This window comes from Lactococcus sp. bn62 (genome assembly GCF_029492705.2).
Classification (GTDB): Bacteria; Bacillota; Bacilli; order Lactobacillales; family Streptococcaceae; genus Lactococcus; species Lactococcus petauri.
In genome coordinates this window covers 106,254-130,237 of record NZ_CP120417.1, presented here as the reverse complement: position 1 = coordinate 130,237, position 23,984 = coordinate 106,254, and the positions used below count along the sequence as shown (strand labels likewise).

The 23,984-nt window shown below is 34.5% G+C and carries 29 protein-coding genes, 2 tRNA genes and 1 pseudogene; 2 read left to right on the top strand and 30 right to left on the bottom strand.

Annotated features, from left to right (window positions below):
- The 25 genes from P3G65_RS00740 to P3G65_RS00620 all read right to left on the bottom strand — a co-directional run bounded on the left by P3G65_RS00740 (position 1) and on the right by P3G65_RS00620 (position 18,260).
- A complete protein-coding gene (locus P3G65_RS00740) occupies positions 1–1,917 on the bottom strand; it encodes a hypothetical protein (RefSeq protein ID WP_284071224.1) in 1,917 nt (638 codons plus the stop codon).
- A gap of 11 nt (positions 1,918–1,928) precedes the next feature.
- Positions 1,929–4,427 (bottom strand): ATP-binding protein, encoded by a 2,499-nt coding sequence (locus P3G65_RS00735; protein ID WP_284071223.1) that lies wholly within the window; start codon positions 4,425–4,427, stop codon positions 1,929–1,931.
- Between the two features lie 10 nt (positions 4,428–4,437).
- A complete protein-coding gene (locus tag P3G65_RS00730) occupies positions 4,438–4,842 on the bottom strand; it encodes a conjugal transfer protein (protein ID WP_003134448.1) in 405 nt (134 codons plus the stop codon).
- A gap of 9 nt (positions 4,843–4,851) precedes the next feature.
- Positions 4,852–5,070 carry a hypothetical protein gene (locus P3G65_RS00725; protein WP_003134449.1) on the bottom strand — a complete coding sequence of 73 codons (219 nt, stop codon included), beginning with the start codon at positions 5,068–5,070 and terminating at the stop codon, positions 4,852–4,854.
- Positions 5,071–5,086: 16 nt separating this feature from the next.
- Positions 5,087–5,752: a translation initiation factor IF-2 N-terminal domain-containing protein gene (locus P3G65_RS00720; RefSeq protein WP_284071222.1), complete on the bottom strand. Its 666-nt coding sequence runs from the start codon at positions 5,750–5,752 to the stop codon at positions 5,087–5,089.
- Positions 5,753–5,815: 63 nt separating this feature from the next.
- Complete coding sequence (locus P3G65_RS00715) at positions 5,816–9,031, bottom strand: SpaA isopeptide-forming pilin-related protein (RefSeq protein ID WP_284071221.1); 3,216 nt, start codon at positions 9,029–9,031, stop codon at positions 5,816–5,818.
- 199 nt (positions 9,032–9,230) lie between these two features.
- On the bottom strand, positions 9,231–10,184 hold the full coding sequence (locus P3G65_RS00710) for a hypothetical protein (protein ID WP_284071220.1): 954 nt from the start codon (positions 10,182–10,184) through the stop codon (positions 9,231–9,233).
- 23 nt (positions 10,185–10,207) lie between these two features.
- On the bottom strand, positions 10,208–10,507 hold the full coding sequence (locus P3G65_RS00705) for a helix-turn-helix transcriptional regulator (protein WP_017368496.1): 300 nt from the start codon (positions 10,505–10,507) through the stop codon (positions 10,208–10,210).
- A gap of 73 nt (positions 10,508–10,580) precedes the next feature.
- Positions 10,581–10,760, bottom strand: a complete 180-nt coding sequence (locus tag P3G65_RS00700; RefSeq protein WP_284071219.1) for a hypothetical protein — start codon at positions 10,758–10,760, stop codon at positions 10,581–10,583.
- An 81-nt stretch (positions 10,761–10,841) separates the two neighbouring features.
- Complete coding sequence (locus P3G65_RS00695; protein WP_284071218.1) at positions 10,842–10,982, bottom strand: hypothetical protein; 141 nt, start codon at positions 10,980–10,982, stop codon at positions 10,842–10,844.
- A 124-nt stretch (positions 10,983–11,106) separates the two neighbouring features.
- On the bottom strand, positions 11,107–11,367 hold the full coding sequence (locus P3G65_RS00690; protein ID WP_017368494.1) for a hypothetical protein: 261 nt from the start codon (positions 11,365–11,367) through the stop codon (positions 11,107–11,109).
- A gap of 29 nt (positions 11,368–11,396) precedes the next feature.
- Positions 11,397–11,663, bottom strand: a complete 267-nt coding sequence (locus P3G65_RS00685; protein ID WP_252170102.1) for a hypothetical protein — start codon at positions 11,661–11,663, stop codon at positions 11,397–11,399.
- On the bottom strand, positions 11,656–12,960 hold the full coding sequence (locus P3G65_RS00680) for a replication initiation factor domain-containing protein (RefSeq protein WP_165712671.1): 1,305 nt from the start codon (positions 12,958–12,960) through the stop codon (positions 11,656–11,658). The genes P3G65_RS00685 and P3G65_RS00680 overlap by 8 nt, the downstream gene beginning before the upstream one ends.
- 351 nt (positions 12,961–13,311) lie before the next feature.
- Entirely contained in the window at positions 13,312–14,928 is a 1,617-nt protein-coding gene (locus tag P3G65_RS00675) for an FtsK/SpoIIIE domain-containing protein (protein WP_240265565.1), read from the bottom strand.
- A 16-nt stretch (positions 14,929–14,944) separates the two neighbouring features.
- Positions 14,945–15,448 carry a hypothetical protein gene (locus tag P3G65_RS00670; protein WP_240265566.1) on the bottom strand — a complete coding sequence of 168 codons (504 nt, stop codon included), beginning with the start codon at positions 15,446–15,448 and terminating at the stop codon, positions 14,945–14,947.
- A gap of 2 nt (positions 15,449–15,450) precedes the next feature.
- Positions 15,451–15,792, bottom strand: coding sequence for a hypothetical protein (locus tag P3G65_RS00665; protein ID WP_198495095.1), 342 nt, complete (start codon positions 15,790–15,792; stop codon positions 15,451–15,453).
- A gap of 53 nt (positions 15,793–15,845) precedes the next feature.
- Positions 15,846–15,944 (bottom strand) — tRNA-OTHER (locus tag P3G65_RS00660).
- Positions 15,945–15,953: 9 nt separating this feature from the next.
- Positions 15,954–16,100 carry a hypothetical protein gene (locus P3G65_RS00655; protein ID WP_284071217.1) on the bottom strand — a complete coding sequence of 49 codons (147 nt, stop codon included), beginning with the start codon at positions 16,098–16,100 and terminating at the stop codon, positions 15,954–15,956.
- Positions 16,101–16,259: 159 nt separating this feature from the next.
- Complete coding sequence (locus P3G65_RS00650) at positions 16,260–16,481, bottom strand: hypothetical protein (protein ID WP_198495097.1); 222 nt, start codon at positions 16,479–16,481, stop codon at positions 16,260–16,262.
- A 2-nt stretch (positions 16,482–16,483) separates the two neighbouring features.
- A complete protein-coding gene (locus P3G65_RS00645) occupies positions 16,484–16,696 on the bottom strand; it encodes a hypothetical protein (protein ID WP_240265568.1) in 213 nt (70 codons plus the stop codon).
- 4 nt (positions 16,697–16,700) lie between these two features.
- Positions 16,701–16,871, bottom strand: coding sequence for a hypothetical protein (locus P3G65_RS00640; protein WP_284071216.1), 171 nt, complete (start codon positions 16,869–16,871; stop codon positions 16,701–16,703).
- Between the two features lie 47 nt (positions 16,872–16,918).
- The gene (locus tag P3G65_RS00635; RefSeq protein WP_284071215.1) at positions 16,919–17,227 is read right to left on the bottom strand and encodes a helix-turn-helix domain-containing protein; all 309 of its coding nucleotides are present in this window, start codon (positions 17,225–17,227) and stop codon (positions 16,919–16,921) included.
- A gap of 225 nt (positions 17,228–17,452) precedes the next feature.
- Positions 17,453–17,824, bottom strand: coding sequence for a DUF86 domain-containing protein (locus P3G65_RS00630; protein ID WP_165712688.1), 372 nt, complete (start codon positions 17,822–17,824; stop codon positions 17,453–17,455).
- Positions 17,814–18,134: a nucleotidyltransferase family protein gene (locus tag P3G65_RS00625; protein WP_017370970.1), complete on the bottom strand. Its 321-nt coding sequence runs from the start codon at positions 18,132–18,134 to the stop codon at positions 17,814–17,816. The genes P3G65_RS00630 and P3G65_RS00625 overlap by 11 nt, the downstream gene beginning before the upstream one ends.
- A gap of 54 nt (positions 18,135–18,188) precedes the next feature.
- Positions 18,189–18,260: transfer RNA gene (locus P3G65_RS00620), tRNA-Trp, on the bottom strand.
- Positions 18,261–19,092: 832 nt separating this feature from the next.
- On the opposite strand from P3G65_RS00620, the gene P3G65_RS00615 reads away from it, so the two are divergent.
- Both P3G65_RS00615 and P3G65_RS00610 read left to right on the top strand, forming a co-directional pair.
- The gene (locus P3G65_RS00615; RefSeq protein WP_240265570.1) at positions 19,093–19,422 is read left to right on the top strand and encodes a helix-turn-helix transcriptional regulator; all 330 of its coding nucleotides are present in this window, start codon (positions 19,093–19,095) and stop codon (positions 19,420–19,422) included.
- 4 nt (positions 19,423–19,426) lie between these two features.
- Positions 19,427–19,825 (top strand): hypothetical protein, encoded by a 399-nt coding sequence (locus tag P3G65_RS00610; protein WP_240265571.1) that lies wholly within the window; start codon positions 19,427–19,429, stop codon positions 19,823–19,825.
- A 162-nt stretch (positions 19,826–19,987) separates the two neighbouring features.
- Here the strand turns inward: P3G65_RS00610 and P3G65_RS00605 are convergent, their stop codons facing one another.
- The 5 genes and pseudogenes from P3G65_RS00605 to lgt all read right to left on the bottom strand — a co-directional run bounded on the left by P3G65_RS00605 (position 19,988) and on the right by lgt (position 23,826).
- Positions 19,988–21,247 carry a CHAP domain-containing protein gene (locus P3G65_RS00605; RefSeq protein WP_240265572.1) on the bottom strand — a complete coding sequence of 420 codons (1,260 nt, stop codon included), beginning with the start codon at positions 21,245–21,247 and terminating at the stop codon, positions 19,988–19,990.
- Positions 21,248–21,326: 79 nt separating this feature from the next.
- On the bottom strand, positions 21,327–22,103 hold the full coding sequence (locus P3G65_RS11860; protein WP_373464139.1) for a multicopper oxidase family protein: 777 nt from the start codon (positions 22,101–22,103) through the stop codon (positions 21,327–21,329).
- 165 nt (positions 22,104–22,268) lie between these two features.
- Positions 22,269–22,714: pseudogene (locus P3G65_RS11855) on the bottom strand (multicopper oxidase domain-containing protein); the annotation flags it as partial.
- 72 nt (positions 22,715–22,786) lie between these two features.
- Positions 22,787–23,017, bottom strand: a complete 231-nt coding sequence (locus P3G65_RS00590) for a DUF2933 domain-containing protein (RefSeq protein WP_240265574.1) — start codon at positions 23,015–23,017, stop codon at positions 22,787–22,789.
- Positions 23,014–23,826, bottom strand: a complete 813-nt coding sequence (lgt, locus tag P3G65_RS00585; RefSeq protein ID WP_271861510.1) for a prolipoprotein diacylglyceryl transferase — start codon at positions 23,824–23,826, stop codon at positions 23,014–23,016. The genes P3G65_RS00590 and lgt overlap by 4 nt, the downstream gene beginning before the upstream one ends.
- Positions 23,827–23,984: the final 158 nt, after the last annotated feature.

The window sequence follows — 23,984 nt, the reverse complement described above, 5'->3', positions numbered from 1 at the left end:
CTATCCCCTCATTTCTGTTAAAATTCCTGAGGCTTCTTCCCAATTTTTGGCAATTTCTTTTGAATTTTCAAAAGGTTCGTCCATTGTAATTGGTTGAGTCTGTTCTGGCTCAGAATAAGGGATATTTTCAATATTTTTTGATTGATTTGACATATCATTTGAAGAAAGAAATTCTTCTTGATTATCTTCTATTTCATCATCAGAAATTGGAACTTCTTCGACTAAAGTTGGAGATGTTTCTTCTTGTGATGAAGGAGTTTCTAGCGTTTCTGATAAATCAGAAAGGCTTTCATGTTCCTTAGGTAAAGTTTCATATTCTTTATCTTCTAAATCAGGTGAGATACTTTCTTTATCAGGATAAAATTCAGAAACTTGTTCCATTCCGTCTGGTGCTTCATTTGAAAGTGATTCTTCCTTCAAAGGGTTCGTATCATCTTTTTCAAAAGATTCTGGAGTTTGCATTGTATTTTGAGTTTGCTCTTTTATATCTGGTTGAGATTGAACAGAAGATGAAGATTGAGTTTCTGTTTTTGGTGCTAACATTTGCGCTCCGTCTACGGCAAGAGCAGGATTTCCTGTTGCTGCACCTACCCCTACTTCCGCAGCTCCTACAGCTTTATTACGAATATTTTGAACACCTTGTGAAACATTGTTTGAAAGTGTGTCTGCGTGCTGCATTAACTGTTGACCTGCAGAACTGCCACCTGTCACAAAACTAATCACTTTGCCTTTATTCTTCCAAATAAATATCATGAAACTTAACTTCAAAATAAAAATAGCTGTAAGCACAGCCATTAAAACAGGGCCACTTATCAAACTCATAGAAGCCACGAGATCCGTAACACTTGTACCTGTCGCAGATGAAAGAACCGCAAAATCTATTCGTGTAACGAGATAGAAAATAAAACTCATGAAAATAGTGAGTAGTGTTGGTGCAATTAAAACTCCAAGCGATATTTTTATAACATGGAAAAAAGCATTTCTAAATATAGGAATAAAGCTCAATATTGCAGACAAAGGCCACAACATAATTAAAAGACACAATATAAGAGAATAGATTGAAATTAAAACTTTAATCAGTAATACAGGAATAATATACATGAAGAGGTTCATAACCTCAATACCAATCCCCATAAATTCTTCCCCAAAATGTCCTCCGTTATTTTGAAGATAACCATTACTATTTTTGGCTACAGAATTTACATATTTTTGACCTTTTTTCTTATCCTGACTTTCTTTTTTACCATTCGCAACATCATAATCAAAATAACTTTTACCGTCTGCTAGCTTACCGTCCACGTTACCTAGATTGGCTAAATTAGCTGCTGGTTTCAAGACAAAAGACTCAAAGAAATCAGAAGATTCATCAGGAGTAGTATATCCTGTAAGACTCTTAGTAATACTGTCTTGTGCTGTTTTAGAAAGATTTCTTACTGTATCAAAAGCAATTTGACCTCCCATATCTGTTTTTGTTTGTCCTTGAGAATTAGTATAGGTAAAACTTCCAAAGAAGAAAAACATAGTAGAAATTATGGCAATCAAATGTACTAAAGACGACCAAAATTTCCCTTTACCACTAAACCAATGATAAGCAAGATAAAGCATAGTCAAAGTAATAAGGACACCTGCTACAGAACCTCTTGTTATTGTGCCGTTTGACCCACCAATTAATGATAGAAAAATACTCTGTGAAGTACTCATAATTGATTTCTGAACACCACCCAAAGCACTGGAAACATCTAGTAACTGAGAAAGAACAGTTGCAACACCTACAAGCACACGCAAAAATTCTAAAGGAATGTTAAGAAAAGTGTTACTTAAAAAGTTATTAAATAAATGTGAAGGCTCTGCTACTCCTCCATGAACTTCTTCCCTATAAATTTGATATTTACTAAAATCTGGAATTTTTAGGCTCATAACACCCCTTTCTAAATTGCTTTATATTTTTGTTCCAATTGTGACTGCTTACTTTCTTTCTTAGGCGCAATTAATTTCAACCAAGCAGGCGGTACTTCAATAGAAATACGGTGTAGTTGTCCGAATACATCACGGTAAATACATTGCCCTTGATTCATATTACTAATCCATTTCACATTTACTTCATTCACTTCAAGTTTTAATGCTCTTAGAATATCCTCTTCCTCACCAGATTCATAGAAACAGAACCGTTCTCCTGTACCTGTTGTATCATTTTCATCTTTTGTATCATTGACAGATTGAGAAATAAGTACCAATTTATTATCTTGTGAACGTCCTAATCGCTTCATACTTTTAACAACTTGACGTCCTTCTTTAGACTTCATCAATACCCAAACTTCATCTAAGAATTCAATTGTTTCTTCGTTTTCGTTTTTCTCACCAAATCGTTTACAAAAGACACCTAAAGACATCATAACTGCAACCGAGTTTCTTTCTTCTTCATTCAAATCATCATTATCCGCATCAGGTAACTGTAAATCAGCTATTTCAAGAATAGTAGAATGTTCATCAAATGAAATACCTTCTGTTGTTCCACGAGAGAAAGCCAATTCAAGAATAGAGCCTTCAATACGTTCATAAAGTGATTCACCAACATCACGAATATTTTTATCATCATGTTCTTTAAGTAAATCAATAACGTGCATAAATCCTAAAGTTTCTCCTTTAGCTCTACGCTTTACAATTTCCTTAACTGCTTTTGACACTGCCGTGTTTTGATATTCTTCCCAACGGTTATCCATGAGATAAAACAACATCATTTTAGCCACATTCAATGCTTCTTTTGCTTCTAAAAAGATAATTGGATCTAGGATACCGATATTTCTTTCATCTTCTACACTCAATGTAAGAAAGTTAATTGAACGTATTACATCTGCAAGTTCAGAGTTTGCCGCAACCCACTGTTTATCCTTTAATATCTTTTGCCATTGTTTACGTAAAGTATGTTTAGGGTCAATGTAAAGAGTTTTAATTGTCGAAAGGATAGATTGTAACAAAATCATTTGAGCAAGAACTGTCTTACCTGAACCTGTTTCACCAGTAATTTCCGTCAAAAGGTTTTTTGTTTTCTTTCCTGCAATATCTTCTTTATTCGCAAGCATTGGACTATAAAGAACAAGATTACGTGAAGCATGAATCGCTGTTTTCAAATCGTCCCATTGATGATAATTACTGTCTAATCGACCAATAGGAAAACCTGTTTTTGAGCCGCTTTTTTGTGTCGTAAACATAAGATATTGTGAAAATCCTTTTGAATTTGATAAACGATACCAAAAACGAGTATCTAAAGAGATTTTATTTCCATAGAGTAAAGACTGGAACAGGTAAGGTTGGTCAAATCTCGCTCTTTGTTTCTCACCAATCGAACCCAAACTATTCATAACAGTATTTACTCTAGCTCGCCACTCAGGCTTTGTAGAAGCTGACACAATCAAAAAAAGCCCGTGTTCAATCAAAGGCTCTTTTGCTTCTACATCTTTTGCCATTTTATTTAACGCTCTTCTTCCCATAACAATTTTGTCATAGACAACATTACCTGTACGTGCAGATTCAGTCATTATCCCCTTAGAACGTGTGAAGGCTTGTTTCATTTTTGATAAATAACCCCCTGTTTTCTTCATTACAGGAAAACGTCCTTTAACTTTTAAACCTACTGGAAAATCAAAACGCTGTATCAATTCTCCAAGATGATTATTATTAAGTGATTTATCCGTTTTTCCTATCGGAATAATCGTAGAATAGCTTTCCCCATATTGCGAGGTAAATTTCATACACCCTAAACCGTCTTGGTCAATTAAAGTATCTGTAATATTAGATACAGAGCGACTTTCAAGGACTTCATCAAAACGGTGTGTGATATGTGGTAAAAATTGAAGCCGTTGATGATAATAAACTTGGTCTGCATTCAAAGGCACTGCTTTAATCGAAGATAAGGCTTGTCTTAAAGAAAGTTCTACATTAACCCATACTTTTTCCCAACCTTCTGGAGTTTTTATTCTCCTATTGAATAAACTCATTAACTGGTGCATACGCTTTTGTGCCTGCTTTAAGAAAAACTCTTTAAGAGATTCTGCCGATTCATCTTCTTTAAGAAAAACAGCTATCAGCCACTCATACTCATAAGGGATTTTCATTTCATGAGTTAACGTTCTTTTTCGCTCGTCAAGATATTTTTCTCCTGCTTTTCGATGTTCAGGATAAAGTGTTTCTTTCAAAGCGTCCATTTTCTCACCTAAAAGAAAATCTCTAGGCACTAAAGCAATTTCAAAATAGCTATTAGGTGCTATCTTTCTTATTGCAGTTGCAATAGATTTTTTAATTTTTACTTTTCCTGAAAAATCAATAATGGAACTTGAAAAGTACGGCACAGTATAAAAAGCAAGAGTTTCTCCCTCCTTTGTACGTGCAATATTCCCATGTGTTTTGACAATTGGATAATCTAATTTCAATCTTTACCTCCTATAATTCTGTTTTTTCAAAAATAATCTTTTCATTATTTTTTTCTCGACGTTCTTCTCCATAAATAATTCTAGAGTCTAAGACAAATTCTTTAATGTAGCGTATCATACCCCAAAGGTAATAGTGTATCTTTTTTCCGTCAGGGTCTGTTTCAACATATAACCTTCCTACACGCCACGGAACAACAATCCAAAGCGTAAGAGGGATAAAAGCAACATTGGCTAAGACTTTTAAAAAGGGAAGAGTTAAAAGAAACATGACAAGTGCAGTTAATGCTGTTATGCCAATAAAAGCCACAGATACAGGGGTCTGAAATGTCCACCACAATTTCCCCTTGATACGAATTTCTTGAATCCAATAAGGGGTGTCTAAACCGATAGAATAATCATACTCTTCTTCTTCCATTTAAACCTCCTACATGTGTAATCCAAATACACCAAGAACTGCTGTAACAACTTTCCAAGCCATACCGAACAGGTCTTTACCTGATAGCATAGCCCAAACAATCGATCCTGCACCAATAACTCCTGCTATTTTCAAAAAAGCAGCTTCTTTCCAATGCTTTACAATAAGTCCTGCACCAACAAGACCCAGTAATGTTATTGCACCATTTGTAATTTGATGAATGTTCATTCTTTAATCCTACTTTCTACTTTTTAGATTTTTCTTTATGAGGTGTAACTTGTTTTTGCTTAGGAGGAGTCTTTTTCTTTTCCTCATTTTTCTTCGACTCCTCTTGTTTTGCTTCAAAGCCTTTAACTTCTTTTTGTAGTTTTTCCACTGTTTGAGATAAAGATTTTTGATTTTCATTTAAAACTTTAATTGATGTATTCGCAGACTTCTGTAAATTCATCATTTGAGTATTTGCACGTATCGCAGACACTCCGCAAGCAATTAACAACAAAACAACAAAAACACTGACTACTTTATAAATTGTTTTTGCTTTCTGATAATCTACTTCTTTAACCTTTGCAGGCTCTTTTTTCTTAGGAACTTTTTCATAGTTTTCAATATTTTTTTCGACAAACTTTGAAACTTTTGGAAAAATCTTTTTTCGTTCCTTCTTTTTCTGAACATTTTTTTCTGGTAATGATACCTGAATATCATCTTTGGCAGAAATAGGTTCAGGCTTTTCAACTTCTGAAACTGAATCGAGAATACCTCCTGCTTCATCAAAAGCTTTCAAAACCTTTACTTCTTCATCAGGTGTCAAACTTGAAGCAATACTTTTAGCTTCAATTCCTTGTTTCTGAACAAATAAAAGGAGGTCTTTTTTATCAACCCCCAAATCATTTGCCAATTTATAAATTTCCAACTTTCACCTCCATGCCATTTATTCCTCCCACCACCATTCACTGCTTTTCACAGTCAATATTTTTTATTTTTTGTCTTTACTGAAAAAAGCTTTGATTTTTTCACGTTGCGCCACTGCCAATGCTACAAGTAAGATACCTACACCTGCCAAGCTCCACAATGCCTTTTCTTCACCAGTATGTGGAAGAACACTTTTTGGAGTCTTTGGTGTTTCTGGTGTTGGAGTTTTTGGAACTACAACACTGAATGTTTCTTTTTCATCATCTTTATCATGATGAGAAATGATTGGTGTATCTTTTGGAGTTTTACCATGCCATGCGTCCTCATAAAATGTAATTTTATGTCCTGCATACTTCTTAGCATCAACTTTGACTGGCACATCTACAGTACCTTTTGTGTCTGTAGCTTTAAAGGTTAAGCTGCCGTCAACATCAATAACTTTTTTCAAGTCATGATCATACGCTTGTGAAATCTTAACAGTGTAAGTGTCACCTTTAACTAGTCCTTCATAGAAGAATTTATCTGTAACTGTTGTTGTAGTTGTTGAAATTTCTTTACTTTGTACTTCTGTATGACCGTCTGCCTTATCAACTTTTACAGATTGAGAAGGATTATCTTTATAGTTGTTTTCTTCTACAACTACAGTACCTTCCTTATCTTTTGCGACTTCTTTTACCGTGTAGACTTTATTTTGGTCTTTCACAGTATTAATCGTTGGGAAATCAAGTTGAACTGAAGCTTTTCCTTTATCATCTGACTTAAACTCCTTAGAAGCAGTGATAGCTTTTCCTTTATCATCTTTTACTTCTTTACCAGAGTCTTTATAAACTACCGTACCTGTTAAGGTAAGGTCTTTAGAAGCAGGTAAATGTTCCATTTCTGCTTTGTCTGTAACTTGTGCTTGACCAACACCTAATGTTTTATCACCGTCTGCTTTATCAGTTGCAGTTGTAGTAATTTTGGGCTGCTCTTTTTGTTTATCTGTAAAGATACCGAGATTGAGTTTGAACATCAAGTTATTATCAACCAGTGATGAAGCTTCAACTGTAACTTTATCAATTTGCTGTCCTGTTACAGTATCTGTAAAAGTAGCTGTATAAGATACAGGTGAGCCGTCTTTATCCAATTTATCCGTAATAGAAATCGCAATAGGATTAATTGGTTTCAAGCCATTTGGTGTTTTAATCTCAGTCAAGAGATAATCACCAATTGCAATTCCGTCTTTACTTGGATTTCCTGCAAGTGCATTAGCTTTTCCGTCAAAGACAACTAAACCATTTTTTGTATAACCGTTAGAGTCTGTACCAGTACCTGATACAGCTTTAATTGGATTACCTTTTGTTCCTGATTGCTGTTTGAGTTCAAATTCTGCTCCATTAAGACCTGGAAGAGAACCGTTAACATCTTGTGCTTTTTCAAACATAAGATTAAAGACATTTACTTTATCTGCTGCTTTGTCTTTATCCATGAAGTCATTAGTCGCAACATCTACTTCACTCTTATCATCAAAGACAACTGGAATTTTCTTAGATGATTGTGAATAGCCTGATGAGGTACGCAGTTCTTTCCAATAGAAGGATTGACCATTTTCTTTAAGTGGGAGGTTTTGCACTCCAACTTTATTTGAACTATCAATCGTCAATTCTACTTTCTTGTTGTCTGCTTTTGTACCAAAAAGCGGAGTAATTGGAAGATTTTCAGTAGAACCTGCGGTCTTATCTGTTAAGCCCTCAGACCATTCAACCGCTTTTCCGTCCGAATGGAACAATCCATAAGTAACACCTTTAAGCGTTGCTTCACCTTGTGTTTTAGAAGAATTTGTGTCAGAATCGACTTTTGTTAATGTTGTTGCACCTGTTGGAATATCTTGTGTTGCAACATCATCTTGATAGTTGTTTGTTGTACCGTCAAACTTAGAGTTTTCATCAAATGAAACTTGAATTTTAGTAGCATTCATAGCAAAACCTGCAGGAGCTTTTGTTTCTTGGAAGTAATAGCCTTTTGTATAATCAAGGTTTTTAACCCCTAGCTTACCGTCAGCACCCATTTTAAGAACAACATTTGTATCATTCGCCTTTGTACCTGCAAGAGGTGTAATAGGATAACCTTTTTGACCGTCAGACCATTTCACAGCTTTACCGTCTTTAGTAAAGAGGGTAAATTCAGCACCTGCCATAGCTTTATTTGAAAAGGCATTATTAGTCGAAGTCTTTTGAAGCATAGCTTCACCTAAACCAATAACATTAACTTTCAATTCACCGTCTAAACGTGCGGGATCCGTTGTTGCAAACAATGTTTGACCAACTGTACTGTCTGGATTGATTGTGCCATAAATATAATGTGGTACAAAGTTTTCATTGATATTATTGTAAACTTTGACATTTCCAGTATTCCCAATAGCAGAAGGTGAAGCAGTCACTTTTAGCGAGTTACCTTCACGTTTAGCTGTAAGCCCCTTAGAAGGAATAATTTTATCAAATGGTGTACCATAACCACCTGCACCACCTGCAAGAGAATTTGTTGTATCTGTGGCAGTTGCAGTAGTTCCTGCAAGAACGGTCAATGGATTTGGATTAAATTCAGGATTTCGTGTACTTTCTACAGCTTGACGTAAAATAATACCTGCATAACGAACGACTTCACTAATATCAGCACCAGTTGACTCCAAACCTGTAATTGTATTACCACCCACAACATTATTTAATTTTGAAGTATCTACCTCTTTAACTTTAGGAAACAGTCCTGCAACTTCATTTTGACCTGCTTCAACAAGCCATAAAGAAAATTGTGTTGCTAAATTGAGATTAGGGTCTGCTTCAGCATTATTTACTTCACCAATGTAAGTAATATTATTAATCAAATTGCGTTGGTACTCTGTCATAGCTGACCATTGTTTTTGAGCTGCGGCATCTTGTCCTGCTTTAGTAGCATAAGCACCATTAAATACATCTACAAAAGGTTCTAAACAGAATGTTGTTGCACCGTTGACCTCCATAAAGTTTGCGGAAGCTTCATGACCATTAGACCATTTAACCGTACCTGTTCCTGAGTACTTATAGTTCACTGACCCTTTATCTGGAAGAGAGATAGAACGTGCAGGGGCTGAAAATAAGCTTGCACTAAGTACATCTGCATGAACAAGCCCTGCGACCGTACCGCTTACTGTAAGGACAAGCATAGCAGTTGTAACGAAGTGTTTCCCTGATTTACGTAAACGGAAACGAGATTGTTTTTCATCTGTAAGTGCTTTTTGAAGTTTTTTCTTTTTAAAATTAGACATAAATTTTCTCCTAGTATTTTTTATTCTGCGCAAAATAAAAAAGCGTGTCTTGGCTCACACTTTCTTGAAAATATTGAATTATTTAACCGGCATAAATTCACCTCTTTTCTACAGATATTTTACAATCCTTTTAATGTCATGATTGAGGACAAGAAAAAAAACGATAATTTCAGTAGAAACTATCGTTTGATTTTTTATTTTAATAAGCTCCAGACGACCAAGCGTCCTCTGGATTAGGTTGTGCATTCGCCCAAGCTGCCGCTGCACTTGCTGCTGCTTCTAGTGTTGCAAATCCACCTTGTGTCCAAACTGTTTGTCCTGCTCGATTTTTTACCCAACCTGTAAATGTTGGTGCAGGGGTAGGATCAGGAGTAGGTGTTGGGTCTGGTGTTGGTGCAGGAGTAGGGTCTGGCTTAGGTGTTGGTGTTGGTGTCGGTGCAGGAGTAGGTACTGGACTTGGCGCTACATTACCATTTGAACCACCATTAACTGAGATATTTCCTCCAGTACTAGCTTGTACATTTGAATTAGAATCACTAGAAACACCATTTGCACTAGCTGTAGTATCAGACGTTGACGTTTTTACATCTGAACTTTTAGATTGAGCAGATTCATTAGAAGAGGTTGTATTATCTGCAACTTTTTTATTATCTAAACCTTTTTGAGAAGTCATGTGTTTCTTCTTTTTGGTATTTTCTACAGATTTTTTCACTTTATCTAAACGAATTTGCAAACCAATCTTTTTAGATTTTATTTTTTCATCTTTTATATTGTCTATAGCTTTTTGAGCAGTTTTTACATTGGTATCATTTTGAATTTTTTCAGCATTAACGACTTTTTTAGTCGCTTCATTTATTAGATTCCAATTTTTTTGAACTTTTTCTATACGATTAACATAGTCTGACTTTTCTTTATCGTCAAGTTTTTTGATAACATCTTGTGCTGTTTTCACATCACTTTCTGACTGATAATTTTCAGCTTGTGCAGTCTGTTCTTTTACACTTTGAATCAGCTTATCATGTTTATCTTTAACCTGTTGAGCAACTTTCGCAGCTTGCACATTATTATTATGAACAACACCTGCTGTAACTCCACCTGCTAAAAGAACTGCAACTACTCCACCTACAATAACTTGTTTTTTGCTTAATTTCATAAATTTTCTCCTAAAATAATTCCCTAATCAATATCTTCAAAGCTAATAACTAATTTTTTATTCATAGCTACAGCAATTTCCGCAAGTGATTTAATCGAAGGGTTCACGTTCTCACGTTCTATAGCACCAATATTTTGTCGCTTTTTACCGCTTAAGTCTGCTAGCTCCTGTTGTGTTAAGCCCTTTTCAAGACGAGCCGTATTCAAATTGAGTGCTAACTCTCGCTTAGCTTCTGAGAAAGCCCAGTCCTCTCTATAGTCCTTATCCATTTCAAATAATTCCTTTGTCGCTGTTTGCCACTCTTTATCTGTTACCTTATTCAAAATGCCCTCCTTAATTACTATATGCATATTATATCATGCATTGCGTTTCGAGTCAAGAAAAAAGCATATTATATCATTCTTTTACTTTTAGAGCAGTTTCTGTCGCAATAAGTGCTTCCTTTAATTTTGAGCCTGCAATAAATGCCATACGGTCAAACTTAGAACTTTTCTCTCCGAGATACAAGACATCTAAATCAATTTTATTAGTCAATTTTTTAATTTTTTCAAGTTCTTCCAGTTTATTATTTTCCAATGTTTTCTCCTTTTTCAAATTTCTATCAAATCTTTTACTGAACAACCCAGTGCTTCTGCCTAGTGTACTAAATCAGCTTTTTTATTTTAATAAATTTAAACTTATTTCTAAAATTTGCAAAACTAAAATTACTCCGTATAAAGCAACCCTTATTTCATTATGACGTTCAAAATTTTCTGCTATTAAATTAACTAATAAAACAATTATTAGAACCTTATCCACTTTTCCTTCCTTTCCATAAACCTTGCACCCTGCAAGAGATTTTTTTATTTTTAAAACAAGAACAAGGAGTCGAACCTTGAACTTGTGAGAACTTCTTTATAAAGAACTCCACCCTCATTGATTTTTAGAGTTGAGTATTTAGGGCTTTTTGACCCATGCCATAAGCACGTTTGCCTACTGCTTCAAGTTGGTTATTGATATTGTAATAGTTCTTAAGAACACCATTGATAGCTTCATAATCTGAACCTGTCATTACATCTTTATTTGCTTTAAGATAAGCATTTAAATCACCTGCTGAAGTCCATGCTTCATCATATTTTTTTGCAGTCATTAACTCACCGAGTTTTTGAATTTTACCTTGTGCTTCTTTTTTATTATATGCCATGATATTTACCTCATATTTTCTTTTATTTTTTAGCCCTCCCAACCTTTATAAAGCAGTTCATCATAACGTTTTTGATAGAGCCTAATAAAGTGAAGTCGTCTTTTGACATTATAATTTTTTGCTTTTTCAATATATTGTCTTGCTTCCTCACTATCAGGCGCATAATGCCGTGAACACAGGCAGTCTATTTTCAAACGCAACTCTTGGCACTCAGGAAGGTTAAGGCGACTTGCAATATGCTGTCTTAATCGGTCAGAGTATTCTCTACGCTTTTGATTTTCTTCTTGCCTACTCACCTCTACCTTCCCCCATTCCTATTGCTTCAAGAAGTTTACGACCCTTAGAAGTAGACCTTGCTTGATACTGGAACTCTTTATTCTTCAAATATTTTGTTTCTTCCTCAATTCGCAATTCTTCTTCTTCTGAAAAATCATAACTTCTTATAGAGTCCATTAAAAAATGCACCCCTGTGTTCTTGTTTACCGCGTATTCAATACTTAATTCTCTTAAGAGTTGACGTGTAATCCAACGTCTACGTTTTTCTGGTGAAATTTCTTTAGGCTCAGTAATGAACTTATAGCGTTTAGAACTTCCTAAAACATCGAGCCATTCACGGTCTAAATCTCCTTCATCATCATAAAACGTAAGATAACTTGAAATGATACACACCGCTACTTCGAATAAGTTTGACTCCTTAAAAGCATAATCATATATGACTTGTTTTGCCTTATCATGACTCAAACGCACCTCATAACGATTTTTAAAACCGTAAATTTGTTGCACATCTTCTACAGGTAGTTCCCTTTTCAGTGCTTGCTCCTTGTCTTTCTCGTAAAACTCCATAGCTATTGTGCCACCTCTTTTACCAAATGCTAAAGACAATCCTTTAGACTGGAAAAGACCACCTACAGGAGAGAATGCTTCATGGGGTTCAAAGTGCTTAAATAAAGTTTTGACTTGATTATTTCTCACTTTCCCCCACAATTTGAATAAATCATAATTATATTCAGGGTTATAGCGTTCATCTAAAGCAATATCAAACTGAGTAAAATTAAGATAATCTTCTACAGCTTCTTCATCTATTTCACCTTCAATTTGTGTCGCCTTTACTGCATAAGAACGACAATCTCTTAGAAATTCTCGCCATGTGCGATCCTGCTCTTTTAAGAACGTTTCAAATAAACGGCAGCCACTCCCTGTCATTTCAATCAGAACACCCATATCAATATTTTCTTCATGTTCCGTATCTTCAATCTGATAATACACTTTAATATTGCCATGTTCGATACGACAAGGATAACCTTGACCGCCCCCTCGCCCCACATTGAACTTATCCAATGGAATTTGAAGGAGTTTTTTTACAACATTTTCATATTGAAAAGTTTTCAAGCGAATCTTTAAATAGTCAATCAAAACGGTCACATCAGCTTTTGGCTTTATGTTCAAGTAAGCAACGAGTTTCTCTTCTTTCTCTGCTGTTAAGGTTTTACGTCCATTTTCTACAGCCGATACAAAGCCTTTACTTACACCCATAATTCTTGATACATCATTTTGAGAAAGTCCAAAAGACTTTCTAACTTTTAATAAATCCACTTTCAACCTCTCTATATTTTTTAGGGGTATACCTCAATAAACCCTGTAAGCTACTAGGGTTGGTATGTTGGTATACTACTTGTACCCCGTGTTACCAAACGGGGTACCGCAAACACTCGCTTAGCCCAGACTACGTCTGGACTAAGACTCTTTCTAATGGCTCTTTCTCTCGCACTCAGACGCTACTTCACGACAAAAAAAGACCGTAAATTTGTACGGTTCTCCGCTTCGCACTCACTCCGGGGCTTTCGCCCCTCGTTCGCCACGTCAGCGTTTAACCTACACTTTATCGGCTTTCTTTGTCTATAGCTTACCTTCGCCACTTCGAGAGAAGCCAAAGACGAGTCGTTTTTAATGTCGACTCACAACTTCATTGATAATATTATCCAAGGTATCAGAACTACTTTCCTTCACCTTAAGAATTTCTTCAAATAACTCCTTATCTTTCAAGGAATAGTCTTTTGAAACAAACTCATAGCTATTTTCTATCAGTTTACTTTTTATTTTTTTGAGTAATCTCACATCAGAATTTAGCGCATTTGCCATCTCTTCAAGTGTAAATTTCTCCTCAATTACAATACTAGGTGACGTTTCTTTTTCAATACGTGGCAAAGATTTAAAGTCCATATAAAAACTATAAGTTTCTGCATCAGGCAAAAGAGGTGCATAAAATTCTCTTGCACTCCCTCCAAAAATACCATAATAGCCACGTCCAAAAATCTTTTGACCTGTATCTCCATCTTTTTCAACGTACTTAAAGTGTTTTTGCTTATTTTCTTCACCAAATAGCGTGTCATAACTAAACTGTGCCAATCGCCCTAAAGTTATACGAGTCATCATATTATCCTTAAGAGTAGATGGTAAATCATCAGCTTTTACATTTTGAGTCGAAATAACAACATAAACACCAGCTTGACGTCCTTTAAGAACGATTTGCTTCAAAGCACTCATAACTTTCATAGAATCAATCACACCGCCATAAGGCAAATCTTCTAAAGCAGAAACAAGAGAAGGTTCTTCATCAATTAAAATAAAAAGAGGTTTCATGTCATACTTATAAAAAGCACCTAATTCTTCCTCATTTTGTTCCTCTGACCTTTGGCGCATGATTTCATAACGCTGTTCCATTTCTTCTTTGAGGTCAATTAAACGTTGCCCCATTTCTTCTGTCGTATAAGTCACTCGACCTTTTAGAACATTAAGATTTTCTAGTTTTACAAAATCTGACTGCTTAGGGTCAAGAATTTCTACTACACCTATACGTAACAAACCAGTCAAGAGTGAGCGTAAGAATACCGTCTTACCTCCTCCAGTACCACCTGCTACAATCATATGAGGATCATGCACAAAATCCCAAAAAACACCTTCTGCGAGCTTCACACCCTGTTTAACATCTGCCACAACATCTTTACCAGAAATACGACTACGTACAGAGTCTATCGCATAAGAGTACACGACATAACCCTTCTCGTCCGAAATTCCCATAAGGTCACCTGAGAACATTGTTTCAAGTATGCCCCCTAGTTTAAGAAATTGTTCTTGGAACTTAATGCCTTCAAGTTGAAAGCTTGCTCGAAGTTCATATTTTTCTTGCTTTAAATACACCTTAGGAAAGTATATTTTAGGTTTTCCTTGCCTATTATTACCGTTTCTTTCTTTCGTAAAATAGAAATTATTTTGATACATAAAGCGCCATAAAAGAAAATGTCTATATTTACGTATAAAGAAAAAACTCTTTTTCAAGAGTATGCGATACAGCCAATATGAAAGCAAGAACCCAAACAGAATAAGCCCAAAAGAAAGCCCCCCAACAAGAGCAATTTTAACTTTTCCGTAAAGCAGATAAAGAGCAACACTAGCGCCCCCTGTCAATAAAAACACTGGAACAGCAACAAGAGCATACAATCTTAAAGGAATACGACGATCACGCTTTTTTAAACGGTGACCTTTTGGAAACAATTTGTTCATGTTTCCCTCCTATCCTTTATTTATTTTTGGGCTTAGACTGCTCTTCTTGTGCATTTGTACGTGGTGGTTCAGAGTTCGTATTTACATTAGAATTTGAACCTGTCACAACTTTAACACCTGATGCCTTCAACGGGAAAGTAATTTTAGGAACACGTTGTACACGACCATTATTTCCTACAACTTCATGATTTGATTTGTATACAGAAGCTGTCACAGGTTCAACAAGTTCAATTTCACTGCGGAAAGGAACTGTTTTTTCATCAAAGTCAAGAGGTACTTTAATATCAATTTGTTTTGGATAATTTGGAGAAGCAATCATAATATACTTTTCAGCAATTTCACCAGTAGGAACTGCTTTAAGTGTACCTTCTTCATTTTGTGTTTCAAATTTTTCACCATTTTCATCGTAATAAACCATTTCTGGAATATTTTCAATACCAAGATAAGTCATAGTGCCAAAAAGTTTTTTAGGGTTTTGTGTAATTGTGCGATTGAATTGATTAAGTCCGTATTTTGCCATTGTTATTTTCCTCCTTTGATTTTGACTTCATTTAAACGTAAAGCCATTTGATTTTTTGTAACACCATTTTCTGCATAATTAAAATCAATAAGTGTTGGTTCATGTCCTTCGACTTCAATTTCAACCAATCCACCAAGAACGGCTTTTCGTAACTCGTCCTTTTTAGGCACTTTACCAAAGCAGACGATATGGAAATTTTTCTCCCCATCACCTGCGCCTGAGAAAACTGTATGTTCAGGCATATCTGCTGTACGTGCGACAGTTTCATATTCTGGTAAGACATAGACCTTACCATCATTTGTGAGTTCTTTTAATTCCATTACAGGAACTTCTTGTAATTGCATATTTTTTCTCCTTATGCTCTTTATTTTTTAATGTTTAACGTCATTTCTGACAAAGCGCTTAGCAGGGTTCGAACCTACAATACTTGTATATTCACCTCATACAAGTGTCTTACCTTAGGAAAAATGAATAAAAACTATTAGACTATAAGCGCAAAATTTTATTAAACAAAATTTATAAAAGCCATACGACCTAAATAAAAAATAATAGATACCAATACGATAATGAAAACTATCAAAACCAAACTTAAAAGTACCACTCCTAAAGTTGGTGCTTCTTCTTCATCTTTTAATGTTTCGTGTAAATCCAATATCATAAATTCTCCTTTATTTTTTGTCCATGCTCCTTTGAGCAATGTTGCCAACAGGAGTCGAACCTGTACCAAAAGTCTAGAAATACTTTTGGAGTAACCTTTATACTACAGCAACAAAAAAGAGCTGTACTCACTAACTATAGCTCTCATTATTTTCTATAATCCATCAATCAAAATTTGTTCAATCTTTTCTCGCTCAACACATCTTATTTTAGGATGTCCTTTTGTTCCAAAATAATCCATAAGTGCATTGAGGACTCCAATTTTTACAAATCCATCTAAATTATTATAATCGTACATTTTTTCTAACAAACCCAGAATACCTGAACGTTTAGCATAACGTAAAATTGAGGCATGAGAAATAGCTTCTTTTTCCATTTTTAATTCTCCTTAATCCCAAGCAAATTATTATAAATTCTTTGGCTTAATGTAGTTGGTGATAGCTTATAAGTATCAATTATTTTTAATACTTCTTCTTTTGTGAGTTTCACTCCTTGAATAAATTTATGAGGTAACTTACTTAAATCAGTATAAAACCGTACATCATAAGTTGTTTTTCCTTCTGTTACTGTATGTTTTTTTATATCAATCATTTTTTCACTCCTTAATATCTTTTACTGTAAACAATTGCCGTCCACATTTTGAATTAGCACAAAACCAACGTTTTCCGTACTTATAAAATAAACTATCCGTAGGTTCTGTAGTATTGATAAATTCGCCATCTGAATTATATAAGTCTGCAAATACTCCCTTTGTAGTTCCCTTCACTTCAAAGTAATTACCTCCACAATATTTACACTCACTAACTGGAAATTTCATTTGCTCCACGCATTCAAGGCTTCACTTGCCATAGCTCCTGCACAACTGCCCATTTCCGCAATCATTTCTAATACTTCTTGAAAGTATTCTTCTTTACTTACTAGATCAGTGTGACCTGTTAAGTAATCAATCGTAACGTTATAATAGCATGCAAACTTTCCTAATAATTCTATATCGGGAACACGTAAGCCCGTTTCATATCTTGCATAGCTTGTAGGAAGTAGTCCTAAAGCTTCGCATATTTCTTTACGCTCTAAACTTCTTGCACGTCTTAACCCAATTAAATTTTGAGAAATTGATGTCATAGTATTCTCCTTTAAAAACTATATGAAATCAAAAGAACCAAGTAATTTATAGATAATCCCTGTTTCAATTGAAAAATAATCTGTTCAATTTCTGTATTTACATCTACAGAGATATTTAATAAAAAAAGTTGTTCATACTTCTGTACTTTATCTTCTAATTTTTCAATATTAATAAATAATTGTTCTCTATTCGAAATCATAAAAAATCCAATAAAAAAAACAGCCTTAAAGCTGTTTATTTCTTCTTTCTTTTTGAATAATCATTTGTAAATCTGCTATATTACCTCTTAGCTCTGATTTTAATAATGCTGAAACCTCGCTCCAGTCTATACGGTCATATTCATGTACACCCATATTTCGATAACCTTTAATAGCTCGCCATGGAATATAGTTATACCGCTCCTGTAACTCCTCAGAAATACGACCAACCGCAAGCATCTCTCCCATTTGTTCTAAGCTCTTAGAAATACCTTTTTGATATAGACTATCATTAAATAAACGTTCTTCTGAGTTATCAATTTGACTAAAAAATTCAAGAGCTTCCTCTGCATGATATACCATTTGTTCTAAATAGTATAAATCACGGTTATGCTGCATAAATTTCTTCTCTCTCCTGTTCAATATTTTCTAAGATTTCATCTGTGCCTGGTACTTTTTTATTCATTACAAAAGCCTGTAATGAAACTAAGTCTACTTTCTTTCCTAAACTATCTTCTAGTTCATCAAGCAACATGTACTTAGTTGTCAGTGACATTGAATTATCAAATTTCACATACAATAAATCAATATCACTATCTTCTCTTGCTTCACCTCTTGCATAAGAGCCAAATAAATAAACTTCTTTCAAATTATATTTTTTCGCAATAGGTGCTACTTTTTTTGTAATTTCTTCAATAGTTAAAATCATGTTGTCTCCTTTCAGAAGTATCTCTTTCTACTCTTAGTATATCACAAAGTAGAACAGGTACAGAGGGATTTGAACCCCCACAGCAAGTTTTGGAGACTTGCGGACTAGCCATTATCTTATGTACCCATAAAAAACCTGTATCTCTTTTCTTAGGTAGTCATTATCACACCAACAAGGAAATACAAGTTTTTAATATTATTCACAATAAAAAGCCCTGATAATCAAGGCTTTTCTTTTTTAAATATGTTTCTTTTCAAATTCATTAAAAATGAATACTACAAAAGTATTCATAAACTAACAGACCTTTATTATTCTTAAGAAATGAATAGTAAAAAATCTGTTAGGTGGATTAATACCCGTTTCAGAGCATTAATCCCCGCCTTGCCTATCATCACGACAGTCAATTACTTAAGAGTCTATTCCAAGAATTTTAGAGGAATAAACGGCGGTAGGATCTGGACAGCGACTGCGATAACCCCTTAGCTGTGAGTGGGTACAGTATCAGTTTTAAAAGTGAAAATTACGTTTTCCTTGAAATAAACCCTTTGTATTACCTGTTAGATAGAAGCAAGTGTTACTCTCAGCATACTTAACTTCCCGACATTTTCCTGACTTTCAAGCGTACAACTTATACACTCCCATAATCGCCACACTTAAGGGCTTTCTGGGTGACTGTCTACATTTCTTTCTCCTATAACAATTTACGCTCTGCTAAGCGTGCTGTAAGTAGCAACCCTTTATAAGCATTTGTCGCCATTGGCTTTTCTCCTTCAAAATTGTTATAATAATAGTGTCTAGTTATTAAATAACAATTTTGCAAGAAGCTCCACTCACTGGGGCTATTTGCTTATTATTTTTGTAGTTTATTTATCTACACTCCTAATTGTATATTATTTAACTACACTTGTCAAGAATAAACAAATTTTTTCAAATATAAATATAATCGTAGGAGGAAAATATGAATTTTTTTGAAACTTTACAAGCTCTAAAAGAAGAATCTGGTAAATCAATGAATCAGATTGAAAGAGAACTAGGTTATCCAAGAAACACTTTATCTAGTTTTAAAAGACAAAAACCTTCCGTTACCCGTTTAGAAGAAATCGCTAAATATTTTAATGTTAGTACAGATTATCTCCTCGGAAATACTACTGCTAAAGATTATGACTCCAAACGTCTTGACGAAAGCATTGAAAACTCAAAAAGTTTTGATGGAAGCCCCCTAGATGATGAGGATAAAGAAATTATCCATAACTTAATAAAGGATTATCTCGAGAGTAAAGGAAAGTAATTTTTTGATACATAAAGTATGGCGATTTTGTAAAGAAGAAAATGTTACCCTTCTTTACGACTATACAGGAACTTTAAAATCTAAGGGTAAATATATCCATGATAACGGAAATGATTATATTATCGTTCGAGCAGGACTTCCTGAATTAGAAGAATTAAAAATAATCTTACATGAATTAGAACATGTTAGACATGGTGATATAGGATTTTATAATTCTTTACAAATACTTAAAGTAGAAGCTTCAGCAAATAAAGATGGAATTGCGGATTTAATATCTTTACTTGCAACTGAAGAAATACCTCAACCTAACTATTTGAAAATTGCAGAATATCTTGGAGTTGATCCTGAATATTATAAACCTGTAATCTCTGAAGCTTTACAAAAATATCAAGCAGAATACTAAAATTTAGGTAAGGAAAAAGAGTAGAATTTAATCTACTCTTTTTCCTTTTTCCATAATGATTTCCTATGCCCCCTATGTCTGTAATTTTTCCCTTGCCCTTATTGTTAAGACAATATCATAATTAAGAAACAGTATATAAGCTTTTTATTATTTTAAGTTTTATTACGGACGTATAAAACTTAGACCAGCAGTCGAAACTTCGCGAGTAGAGCGAATACCTAACCCTCCACCATTTGGTCCTGAAAAGTTTGTTTCTGAGACAGTAAGTTTATCACCATTTACAGCCGTGACCACAGCAACGTGACCAAGTCCACCAGCTCCTTGGTTCCCCGCAGGGAATACCGCAATTGTACCTACAGCTGGCCCGCTATTCGCATAAACTACCCAGTCGCTCGCATTACCTGCATAAGTTGGAACTTTCCCTCCAAAGTATTCCCACACACCCCAAGTACACTGCCCCCATGGATAAGGGTTTACTGCATTCGATGGAGGCGTTACAGCTCCCCCGGACGTATTACTGTTTGAATTATCATTGCTTGTATTTTTATCCGTATTCTCACTTGACGTAGGGTTATTATTTTCAATTATTGGCTTCGTCACAACAGGTGTAGTTGTTGTATCAGTGACGTTAGGCATCTTAACTTTATTATTATTATTCACATTAGACTGTTCTTTCTGTGCCTTATTAGCTTCTTGTGCTGCTTTTTCTACTCTCTCCTGCTGCAATACAGCATCCGCTGCTTGTTTTGCAGCTGTTGCTTTTTGATCCAGAAGATTTTGTTTTTTACTTTCAGAATTTTCGATTGTTGACTGATAACTTAATTGTGCAACTTTAAGAGCGGCTTCTTGACTTGCCAACTCCGCGCTTTGAGCTTCAAGTTCTTGCTCAAGCTTTGTACTTTTAGCATATTTTGACTCATTATCTTTCAACTTAGATTGGATAGCTTTCTCATCTTCCTGCTGCTTTTCAAGCATAGCTTTATTAGCTCCAGAAACTGTGGCAATTGCTGTCATTTTTTGAATCGCATCTGTCAGTGATTTAGAATCCAAAATAGTAGACATATAATTAGTAGCAGTGCCATTTGTTTGTGCACTGCGTGCTTGCGCTTCCAGTGCAGCATTACGTTCCTTAATATTTTTATGTAAATTTGCAATTTTATCAGATTGCTGCTGTTGCTCTACAATTAGTTTATTGACTTCATTTGTTATTGAAATTTTTTTAGTTTGTAAACTTTCAATTTTTGTTTTTATTTCATCTACTTTTGTCTGTGCAGCTGCAGATGAATTTTTAGCAGCTTCAATAGTAGCATCTTGTCTCGCAATTTGTTCATCTGTACTGTCAGCCTTTACTGCTCCAAAAGGTACAGCTGCCATTAAAACTACAGATGATAACATTAAGGTTGTAATAAATTTATTTTTCATATTTTTCTCACTTTCAAGTTGCTTATTTATAATATAATTTTAAAAATATAGGAAGAAGTGTGGCTGACAAAATGTTAATTTATTTTGCTGTAAAACTTGCCATCATTCCGTTATCTTCATGATTAAGGATGTGACAATGAACCATCCATACTCCAGGTTTATCAAATACAATTGCAATGTCTGTTTTTATACCTTGTTCCATTGGATAAGTATCATACCAAGTTGTGTCATTTGTTGCTACACCATTTTTTGAAATCACTTGGAAATGGGCTCCATGAATATGCATGGGATGAGACATATCAGGCATTGTATCTGCATTTTCAAACTGAACTTTATAAGCACGACCAACTTTTACGTTGTACGTCCCAGTGTCTGGATAGATTTTCCCGTTAATCATCTCATCCATTTTCATCCCCGATTCATTCATGACCATATTCTCTGTCAGCTTCATCGTAATATCTGGTGTTTTATTGAACAGCCCTTTTGCAAGATTTATTTCTTTAGATGGGATAAATAAAGATTTAGCTTTTTTATCATTTGTACCTTTGTAATTAATATTTACTTTAGCATTTCCATTTTTAATAGTATATGTTTTATCTTTCGTTCCTACTAATGCAACTTCAACATCTACACGTTGTCCCGGTGCTAGTTCAATTGTTTTAGCATTATAAGATTTATCAAGCGTATAACCATCTTTAGCAATTACTTTTACCTCAAAAGGAAATTCTATAGTTTTAAAGTTATTTGCTGAAGCATTGATGAAGCGCAACTTTCCAATTTGCCCCCCAGATAATTCAAGATCAGGCGCAATACTTTTTCCATTAATTGTATCAGTTACCAAAGACTCCCCTGACATATCCATGCCCTCCATATCCATACCAGAGTTCTTTGAATTATCATCATTTTTTTTCTGAACATCCCCTATCATTAGGATTTCGTCAAGATTGTATAATTTATCTCTTTCATTTCGAACAATAAGAGGTGCATACATTCCTTTTTCTACTTGCGTCTCAACAGGACGATAATGAGAGTGAACCCAAAATGTACCTGCTTCTTTCGGGGTATACTTAAATGTATGTGTAGTTCCTTTCTCTATCTTCAAATCGGTCCATCTTGATCATTGGGAATATTCAATCCATGCCAATGAACGTTTGTTGCGGTTTCACTTGAATTTTCAACTTTAATTATTGCTTCCTTTCCTTCATCAAGAATAATAGGAATACCAGCAGGATATGTATTCTTTTCTTTATCTGTATATTCATATCCCTTCTGCTTAATTCCCCCTCTCTCTATAGTGGTTGAAACAATATCCACATATGGATTTTGTATTGATTCACTTTGAGTAATATTATAAGGATCTTTTTCTTCATTTTTATTTGAAATTAATTTGTTGTTAGAACAGGCTGTTAATATTATTAATATTAACAGTATACAACTTGAAATAAGAAATCTTCTTTTATGATTCATTTTGTATTCTCTATATACTCCATTTTTATTTTGACATGTCCATATCTTACTAAACTATATAATTTTTAATATTTAAACTTCAGTATCAGTATTTTTTACTTTTACTAAATTAGATTGATAATTACGTTTTAAGTTATCTATTTCTTTAGTTAGTTGAGCATTTTTAACTTTGAGTTGATCAATGTCATCTTGTGTATGCTCTTGGTGAGATTTCCCATGCATCCCTTTCATCATAAATATCATCATCAATGGACATACTAGTATGAAAGCATACGGGGCAATAGTGGATAAAATTTGTGTCATGATAAGACTCCTTTTGTAAGATTATATTTTTCAACATTTTTTAATTTAAATCGCCGATAAAGGATAAAGCCAATACCAAATAGAGCAAGAAGCAATGAAAGAAACTGCGAAATGCGGATTGAACCTAACATGAGGCTATCTGTACGCATACCTTCGATGCTAAACCTAAGTAAGCCATACCAAATTAGATAAAAACCAAAAATTTCTCCGCGACGTAAATCTTTGATACGATGACGAAAAAATATAATCAATGCAAATGCGCTAAATGTTCCTAAGCTTTCAAAAAGAAAAGTTGGCAATCTATAATTTCCATCAATATACATTTGCTTCTGAATAAAACTTGGAAGCCAATCAAGATTATCAACTATATTTCCATAAGCTTCTTGATTAATAAAATTACCCCATCGTCCAAAAGCCTGTCCGAGTAGTACTGCTGGAACACTTATATCAAGTAAATCTAGTGGGTTTATAAATCGGTAATAACTGAAAGCGAAGAGAACAATTGTCCCTGCGATTAAACTACCATAAATTGCACCTCCCCCATCCCATAAGGCAATGATTTCACCAGGATGTTGGCTATAATATGACCACTGAAAGAGTACATAATAAACCCTTGCTCCCACTAATCCTGCTGGAACCCCCCAAAGAACAAAGTCAATGACATCATCTCCTGACAAATGCCGTTTTTTCGCTTCTTTATAGGCTATCCACACTCCAAGTGTTGCTCCCCCAACGATAAAAATAGCATACCATCTAATCATAAGTGGCCCAAACTCAAGAGCAATTTTATTTATTGCTAATGTTATCAATTCTTCTCCTCACTTAAATTTGCCAATAAAACACATTCGATTACCATTACTGTGGCCTTTATTTTATTCACAAATATCATATTACTTTTCCATTATATAAAACAAATTTGCAGAAGTTGTGCAGATTAAAAAAAAGTTACAGACAACATTGTCCATAA

Coding starts and splice junctions, on each gene's coding strand:
- P3G65_RS00665 (WP_198495095.1), bottom strand. CDS start 15,792: ATGCAATTACAAGAAGTTCCTGTAATGGAATTAAAAGAACTCACAAAT.
- P3G65_RS00635 (WP_284071215.1), bottom strand. CDS start 17,227: ATGACATCAATTTCTCAAAATTTAATTGGGTTAAGACGTGCAAGAAGT.
- P3G65_RS00715 (WP_284071221.1), bottom strand. CDS start 9,031: ATGTCTAATTTTAAAAAGAAAAAACTTCAAAAAGCACTTACAGATGAA.
- P3G65_RS00675 (WP_240265565.1), bottom strand. CDS start 14,928: ATGAACAAATTGTTTCCAAAAGGTCACCGTTTAAAAAAGCGTGATCGT.
- P3G65_RS00615 (WP_240265570.1), top strand. CDS start 19,093: ATGAATTTTTTTGAAACTTTACAAGCTCTAAAAGAAGAATCTGGTAAA.
- P3G65_RS11860 (WP_373464139.1), bottom strand. CDS start 22,103: ATGTCAGGGGAGTCTTTGGTAACTGATACAATTAATGGAAAAAGTATT.
- P3G65_RS00725 (WP_003134449.1), bottom strand. CDS start 5,070: ATGAACATTCATCAAATTACAAATGGTGCAATAACATTACTGGGTCTT.
- P3G65_RS00740 (WP_284071224.1), bottom strand. CDS start 1,917: ATGAGCCTAAAAATTCCAGATTTTAGTAAATATCAAATTTATAGGGAA.
- P3G65_RS00605 (WP_240265572.1), bottom strand. CDS start 21,247: ATGAAAAATAAATTTATTACAACCTTAATGTTATCATCTGTAGTTTTA.
- P3G65_RS00630 (WP_165712688.1), bottom strand. CDS start 17,824: ATGCAGCATAACCGTGATTTATACTATTTAGAACAAATGGTATATCAT.
- P3G65_RS00670 (WP_240265566.1), bottom strand. CDS start 15,448: ATGGCAAAATACGGACTTAATCAATTCAATCGCACAATTACACAAAAC.
- P3G65_RS00590 (WP_240265574.1), bottom strand. CDS start 23,017: ATGACACAAATTTTATCCACTATTGCCCCGTATGCTTTCATACTAGTA.
- P3G65_RS00730 (WP_003134448.1), bottom strand. CDS start 4,842: ATGGAAGAAGAAGAGTATGATTATTCTATCGGTTTAGACACCCCTTAT.
- P3G65_RS00650 (WP_198495097.1), bottom strand. CDS start 16,481: ATGGAAAAAGAAGCTATTTCTCATGCCTCAATTTTACGTTATGCTAAA.
- P3G65_RS00690 (WP_017368494.1), bottom strand. CDS start 11,367: ATGGCATATAATAAAAAAGAAGCACAAGGTAAAATTCAAAAACTCGGT.
- P3G65_RS00645 (WP_240265568.1), bottom strand. CDS start 16,696: ATGATTGATATAAAAAAACATACAGTAACAGAAGGAAAAACAACTTAT.
- P3G65_RS00625 (WP_017370970.1), bottom strand. CDS start 18,134: ATGATTTTAACTATTGAAGAAATTACAAAAAAAGTAGCACCTATTGCG.
- P3G65_RS00710 (WP_284071220.1), bottom strand. CDS start 10,184: ATGAAATTAAGCAAAAAACAAGTTATTGTAGGTGGAGTAGTTGCAGTT.